This window comes from Kitasatospora putterlickiae (assembly GCF_039527695.1).
Classification (GTDB): Bacteria; Actinomycetota; Actinomycetes; order Streptomycetales; family Streptomycetaceae; genus Kitasatospora; species Kitasatospora putterlickiae.
Genome location: NZ_BAAAKJ010000237.1, coordinates 1 through 6,207 on the forward strand (window position 1 = coordinate 1; position 6,207 = coordinate 6,207).

At 74.3% G+C, this 6,207-nt stretch carries 7 protein-coding genes and 1 pseudogene; 4 read left to right on the forward strand and 4 right to left on the reverse strand.

The annotated features are described in order from the left end of the window. The 4 genes and pseudogenes from ABD308_RS23800 to ABD308_RS23815 form a co-directional block, all read right to left on the reverse strand. Positions 1 to 209 (reverse strand): annotated as a pseudogene (locus ABD308_RS23800) (hypothetical protein); the annotation flags it as partial. Further along, positions 206 to 1,036, reverse strand: a complete 831-nt coding sequence (locus ABD308_RS23805) for a hypothetical protein (RefSeq protein WP_344338395.1) — start codon at positions 1,034 to 1,036, stop codon at positions 206 to 208. The pseudogene ABD308_RS23800 and the gene ABD308_RS23805, both read right to left, overlap by 4 nt. 3 nt (positions 1,037 to 1,039) lie before the next feature. After that, the gene (locus tag ABD308_RS23810; RefSeq protein ID WP_344338397.1) at positions 1,040 to 1,330 is read right to left on the reverse strand and encodes an acyl carrier protein; all 291 of its coding nucleotides are present in this window, start codon (positions 1,328 to 1,330) and stop codon (positions 1,040 to 1,042) included. A gap of 85 nt (positions 1,331 to 1,415) precedes the next feature. Further along, positions 1,416 to 2,348, reverse strand: a complete 933-nt coding sequence (locus tag ABD308_RS23815; RefSeq protein WP_344338399.1) for a 3-oxoacyl-[acyl-carrier-protein] synthase III C-terminal domain-containing protein — start codon at positions 2,346 to 2,348, stop codon at positions 1,416 to 1,418. 168 nt (positions 2,349 to 2,516) lie between these two features. On the opposite strand from ABD308_RS23815, the gene ABD308_RS23820 reads away from it, so the two are divergent. The 4 genes from ABD308_RS23820 to ABD308_RS23835 all read left to right on the forward strand — a co-directional run bounded on the left by ABD308_RS23820 (position 2,517) and on the right by ABD308_RS23835 (position 5,912). Further along, on the forward strand, positions 2,517 to 2,816 hold the full coding sequence (locus tag ABD308_RS23820) for a hypothetical protein (RefSeq protein WP_344338401.1): 300 nt from the start codon (positions 2,517 to 2,519) through the stop codon (positions 2,814 to 2,816). After that, entirely contained in the window at positions 2,813 to 4,036 is a 1,224-nt protein-coding gene (locus ABD308_RS23825) for a glycosyltransferase (RefSeq protein WP_344338402.1), read from the forward strand. Before ABD308_RS23820 ends, ABD308_RS23825 begins: the two co-directional genes overlap by 4 nt. 175 nt (positions 4,037 to 4,211) lie before the next feature. Further along, the gene (locus ABD308_RS23830; RefSeq protein WP_344338404.1) at positions 4,212 to 5,117 is read left to right on the forward strand and encodes an ATP-binding cassette domain-containing protein; all 906 of its coding nucleotides are present in this window, start codon (positions 4,212 to 4,214) and stop codon (positions 5,115 to 5,117) included. Positions 5,118 to 5,147: 30 nt separating this feature from the next. Beyond that, positions 5,148 to 5,912 carry an ABC transporter permease gene (locus ABD308_RS23835; protein WP_344338406.1) on the forward strand — a complete coding sequence of 255 codons (765 nt, stop codon included), beginning with the start codon at positions 5,148 to 5,150 and terminating at the stop codon, positions 5,910 to 5,912. The last annotated feature ends 295 nt before the right edge of the window (positions 5,913 to 6,207 follow it).

The following is a 6,207-nucleotide window of genomic DNA, read 5'->3' on the forward strand; positions in this document are numbered from 1 at the left end:
CCGGCGAGAAGGCGGACGGCGCCGTGGGCGACGGTGAACCGCCGCCCGAAGCGCGGGTCGGGACCGTCGGCGCGGGCGCGTTCGGCCGGGTCGAGCAGCCCGCGCAGGGCGCGGACCACCGGCTCGGGCTGGTCGGTGGGGATCAGCCAGACGTCGATCCGGTCGGCGTCCTCGGCGCTTCCGGTTCCGGGGTGGGTGCCAGGCGTCACGGCCGTGGCGGGCCGGCGCGCAGGGTCAGGGTGGAGAGCACGCCGAGCCGCGGGTCGAGGTCGGCGATCAGCACGGGCCGCCGTTCGGCCCGCCAGGCCGGCAGCCGTGCGGCGAGCGCGGACCAGACCCCGGTGAACGGCTGGCCGGCCGGCGTGCGGACGACGTCCAGGCCGGGTGCCTCCAGGTCGGGCACCTCCAGCGCGGCGGAGAGCAGCACGGCGGCCCCCTCCCCCAGCGCCCGGGCCTGCCGGCGCACCTCCTCAGCGGCGGAAGCGGCGTCGGCGCCGGCGTCCTGGCGCACGGTCAGCTCCTCGCCCGGCACCGTCTCGCAGACCAGCACGACCGCGCAGTGCCGCTCGGGCAGGGTGACCGGCGCGGCCGGCTCGTAGTGCAGGGCGGTCTGCTCGGCGAGCACGACCACCGCCCGGTGGGCGACGCCGGTGCGCTGGTACGCGACGGCGGCGCGCAGCGCGCCGAACGCCCCGGCGGTGCCCTGGTCGCAGAACGCCAACGCGGTGGGCGTGCCCGCGCAGGAGCGGCTGAGCGCGAGCGAGGTGGGCGCACCGGGCCGGACGTCGGGCGAGTCGAAGGCCTGGACGAGCACGTCGGCCGGCTCGTCGGGGCCGAGCGCCTCGGCGAGCAGGCCGGCGGCCAGTTCCTCGTAGGCGTGGCCGACGCCCTCGGCCAGCAGGTCCTCGCGCAGCGGCAGGTCGTACGGGCGGACCAGGTCGGAGACGAAGACCCGCAGGTCGGGGTCGAGCGACAGCTCGGAGCGGCCGTCGGCGTACCGCGTCAGCACCCGGGTGAGACCTGGTGCGGCGGGCACCGGTCAGTCCTCGGGGATGACGTGCGAGGCCACGTAGTCGGCCAGCTTGGTGACCGAGCGCAGGTCGTCCTCGGTGATCTGCTCGACGTCGACCTGGATGTCGAGCGCCTCCTCGACCTCCAGGATCAGCTCGATGGTGCCGGCCGAGGTGAGGCCGAGGTCGTCGAAGAGGCAGGCGTTCTCGGGGATCTCCGGCAGGTCCCGCTTGAGGACGCGCGGCAGCAGCTCGCCGAGGCTGTGCAGGACGCGGTCGCGCAGCTCTGCATCGGTGGTCTGGACCACTTGGTCGGACATGGGTGGGACCGTCCCGTCGTGCGTGGTGGAGTGGGGGCGGGGTGGCCGGGGAACCGGCGCCCGGGGTGGAGCGACCGACGGCGCGTCAGTGCTCGACAACCATGGCGGAGAAGGTCGCTCCGATGCCTGCGGCGGCGATGAGGTAGCGCTCGCCGCGACCGAGCAGCCCCCGCGTGGTGGCGGTGTGCAGGTTGATCAGGCTGTCCGCTGCGAAACTGTGCCCCACCGCGGGCACGTTGTCCAGCAGCACCTGCCCGATCGGGAACCCCATCCGGCGCGCGATCATCCGCCAGGAGGCCTGGTTGACGTTGTGCGGCAGCAGCAGCGCAAGGTCCGAGAGGTCCAGACCGGCCTGATCGAGGGCGTCCTCGATCGCCTCGATCATCACCGCCGGGTACTCGCGCTGGTAGCGGGCGAGCAGGTCCGGGTCCTCGGCCAGCCGGCCGTCGAACTCGGGACGCTGACGCATCGTGTAGGACAGCACGCGGTCGCGCTCGCCATCGGCGCTGACCAGACAGGCGGCCGCGCCCTCGGCGAAGATTCCGGTCTCGGGCACCACCTGGGCGTCCTTGGTGAAGGTCTTCTCCCCGGCGAGCACCAGGGCCAGCGCCTCCCGGTCGGGTTCTCCGGCGAGCAGGCGGCCGGCCAGGTCGATGGCCAACAGGCCGACCGCGCAGGCGTGGTGGGTCACGGTGAAGGCCTGGGCGTGGCCGAGGCCGTAGCGGTGGAGCAGGTCGTGCAGCGGGTTGAGCGGGTAGGGCACCGCCACCGGCATGCTGCGCGCGTGGATCACGAAACGGACGTTCCGTTCGCGTCCGCGCAGCTCCGGAAGGGCGTCGACGGCGGCTTCAAGCAGGTCGGGCAGCCTCCCGTCCGGGTCCAGTCGCAGCTGGTCCAGGCCGTGGAAGCGGCGGAAGAGACGGAGTTGACGTGGGGTCAGGCCGATTCGCTCGCCCACCGCCTCGATCGGCACGGTGTGGTGGGGGAGGTGAACGGCCACTGCCTCCAGTGCGGTCACGCGGGCTAGTATTCCCACGCCCGACCGGTCCGCACAAGTGATCTCGGGCGGTTGCGGCACACGTCGCGCGCAGTCGCCGCACAGTCGCCGCACAACTCACCCACGGAACGCGCACGTCCTGTGCCGCCGTCCCCCGCCCACGCCTTCGTCGAGCCGGTGGAGTCCCAGATGACCGATCGTGAACCTCCCATCGCCGTGCCGCCGGTCCGCCCTGCGCTGGCGTCCCTGCTGGCCGACGTCGCGCAGGCGCCGCCCGGCTGGGCCGCGCGGGTGACCCCGCAGGCCCGGCTGGACGGGGACCTGCTGCTCGACGAGACCGAGATCGCCGCGCTGCACGAGGGCCTGCGCCGGGCCTTCGGCCCGTCGGTGGACCTCGCCGGGCTGCGGGCCGGGCTCGACCTGGCCGGTCTTGAGGCGCTGACCGTCGCCGACGTCGAGCGACTGCTGCCCGCGGAGGACGCCCGATGAGCCGCTTCCTGCTGGTGGTCCCGCCGCTGACCGGGCACGTCAACCCGACCGTGGGCCTGGCCCGCGAGCTGGTCGCGCGCGGCCACGAGGTGGCCTGGACCGGCACCGAGTCGGCGCTGCGCCCGCTGCTGGGGCCGGACGCGACGGTGTTCGGCACCGGCACCCGGGCCTTCCGGGCCCAGGGCGGGCACGGGCTGGCCGCCGTCCGCTCGCTGTGGGAGGGCTTCATCGTCCCGTACGCGCGGTTCACCGCGAAGGCGCTGGACGCGGCGGTGCGCGAGTACCGGCCGGACGCGCTGCTGGTGGACCAGCACACGCCGGCCGGGGCGCTGGTGGCGCACCGCCACCGGCTGCCCTGGGGCACCCTGGCGCCCGGCGCGATGGAACTGGGGCGGCCGTTCCGGGGGCTGCCGCTGGTCGAGCAGTGGATGACCGGCCTGCTCCAGGGGCTGTGGCGGCGGGCCGGGCTGCCCGAGGAGGAGTACCTGGACCCGCGGTTCTCCCCCGCGCTGGTGCTCGCCTTCACCGGCCCCGCGCTCACCGGCCCGGCGCTGACCGGGGCGGAGCCGACCGGCGCCGAGGCGCTGCCGGCGCAGTACGCCCTGGTGGGGCCGGTGCTGGCGGACCGCCCGGCCGATCCGGCGTTCCCCTGGGAGCTGCTGGCGCCGGACCGCCGGCGGGTGCTGGTCACCATGGGAACCCTCTCCGGCGAGCTGGGCGCGGACTTCCTCGCCCGGGCGGCGCGGGCGCTGGAGTCGGCCGGGCCCGGCGTGCAGGCGGTGTTCGCGGCGCCGGGCGAGCTGCTGCCCGCGCTTCCGGCCGGCGCGGTGGCGGTGGACCGGGCCCCGCTGCTGGAGCTGATGCGGCGCGGGGCGCTGGACGCGGTGCTCTGCCACGGCGGGATGAACACCGTCGGCGAGGCGCTGGTCCACGGACTGCCGCTGGTCACGGCACCGATCCGGCACGACCAGCCGATCGTGGCGGCGCAGGTGGGCGCCGCCGGGGCCGGGCTGCGGGTGCCGTTCGCGAGGGTGACGCCCGATCACCTCGGCGCGGCGCTGCGCGGCGTCCTGGAGGAGCCCGGCTACCGGGCGGCGGCCGCCCGGGTCGGGGCCGAGCTGCTGGCCGGCGGCGGGGCCGTGACGGCCGCCGATCGGGTGGAGGCACTGGTCGCGACGGGTGCCCTCCGGGCCAAACCATTGGTCAATCCACTGGTCTAGGCCATTGTTTCCGGGGTGCCGAAGACTCTAGGGTGGCCCGGAGCACCACTTCCCAGGTGCCCCGCGCGCCGCCTTCCCGGCGCCCCGGCAACCCATCCCCGCACGGGAGTTCTGGTTGATCGAGACCAAGGGGCTGAGAAAGTCCTACCCTTCCAAGAAACGCGGCCAGCCCCCCGTGGACGCGGTCCGAGGCATCGACCTGGCCGTCCAGCCGGGTGAGATCGTCGGTTTCCTCGGCCCCAACGGCGCCGGAAAGACCACCACCCTGCGGATGCTCGCGACCCTGATCCGCCCCGACGGCGGCGAGGCGAGGATCGCCGGCGCCGACCTGTTCGCCGACCCCGCGGAGGTGCGCGGCCGGATCGGCTACGTCGCCCAGGGCGGCGGCACCACCGACGCCGTCACCGCCCGCGAGGAACTCGTGATGCAGGCGCGGATGCACGGCAAGAGCAAGGCCGAGGCGCTGAGCCGCGCCGAGGAGGCGCTCAAGGCCTTCGAGCTCACCGAGTTCGGCGACCGGCCGTGCCGCACCTACTCCGGCGGCCAGCGCCGCCGGCTGGACATCGCGCTCGGCGTCATCCACGCGCCGAAGGTGCTGTTCCTCGACGAGCCCACGGTCGGCCTCGACCCGGCCAGCCGCGGCCACGTCTGGGCCGAGATCCGGAGGCTGCGCGGCGAGGGCATGACCGTCGTCGTCACCACCCACTACCTCGACGAGGCCGACGCGCTCTGCGACCGCGTCTCCATCGTCGACCACGGCGGCATCGTCGCCGAGGGCACGCCCGAGACGCTCAAGCGCGAGATCTCCGGCGACGTCGTGCTCATCGGCCTCGGCGCCGGCGAGGCCGAGCGGGCCGCCAAGGCACTGCGCGAGCAGCCCGACCTGCCGGACCTGCACCGCCTGGAGCTGAGCGGCGACGACGGTGTGCGGCTCTACCTGGACGACGGCGCCGCCGCCGTGCCGCGGCTGCTGCGCACCCTGGACGCGGCCGGTGTCGTCACCGGCACCGTGCAGTTGCAGCGGCCCAGCCTGGACGACGTGTTCCTGGCCCGTACCGGCCGCTCCATCGAGCAGTCCTGACCGCACCTCCGGATCCCCTGGGAGGGGCCCATGAAGCTCGCCCGCGACACCTGGCTGGTCTTCCAGCGCCAGTTGCTGCTGATGTGGCGGACACCGATCTGGATCGCCGTCGGGGTGATCCAGCCGATCTTCTACCTGTTGCTCTTCGCACCGCTGCTCAAGCGGGTGCTGGAGCCGATGGGTGCGCACAGCTACGCCGAGGCCTACCAGATCTACGTACCCGGCCTGTTGGCGGTGCTGTGCATCTTCGGCGGCCTGTACACCGGCTTCAGCCTGCTCGGCGAGCTGCGGGCCGGGATCATCGAGCGGGCCCGGGTCACCCCGGTCAGCCGGCTCGCCCTGCTGCTCGGCCGGGCGCTGCGCGAGATGGTCGCGCTGCTCGTCCAGGCGGTGATCATCACCCTGCTCGCGCTGCCGTTCGGCCTGCGGGTCGGTCCGGTGAACCTGCTGCTCGCCTTCCTGCTGATGGGCCTGCTCGCGCTGATGACCTCGGCGCTCTCCTACGGGATCGCCCTGGTACTGCCCGCCGACGAGGCGATGGCGCCGGTGGTGAACACCGTCGCCCAGCCGATCGCGCTGCTGTCGGGCACGCTGCTGCCGCTGGCGCTGGCACCGATGTGGCTGCAGACGATGGCCAAGTGGAACCCCTTCTACTGGGCCGTGGAGGGCATGCGTTCGCTGTTCTCGGGTCATGTCGGGGACAACGTGGTCTGGCAGGGCCTGCTGGTGGTCGCCCTGATGACGGTGGCCGCGGTGTTCTGGTCGGCCCGGCTGTTCTCGACCCGGGTGCGCTGAGGCCCGGGTGCGCTGAGGCCCGGGACGTGCTGGGAACCGGGGTGCGTGGACGGTCCGTCACCGGGCCGTCCACGCACGTCGGACAGGCCGTCGCCGGTTGTCCGGACGATGGTGGCGGCCCTATCGTCGGCTGGTCGACCGTCCCGTTCGTCGAGAGGAGCCGCATGAGCCTCCGTTCCGAGAACACCCCGGCCGCCGACCGCCCCGGCCCGCCCGCACGGCGCCGGGGCACCCGCCTGGCCATCGCGGGCGGGGCGATCGCCGCACTGCCCGTGGTGGGTCTGCTCGCCGCCGG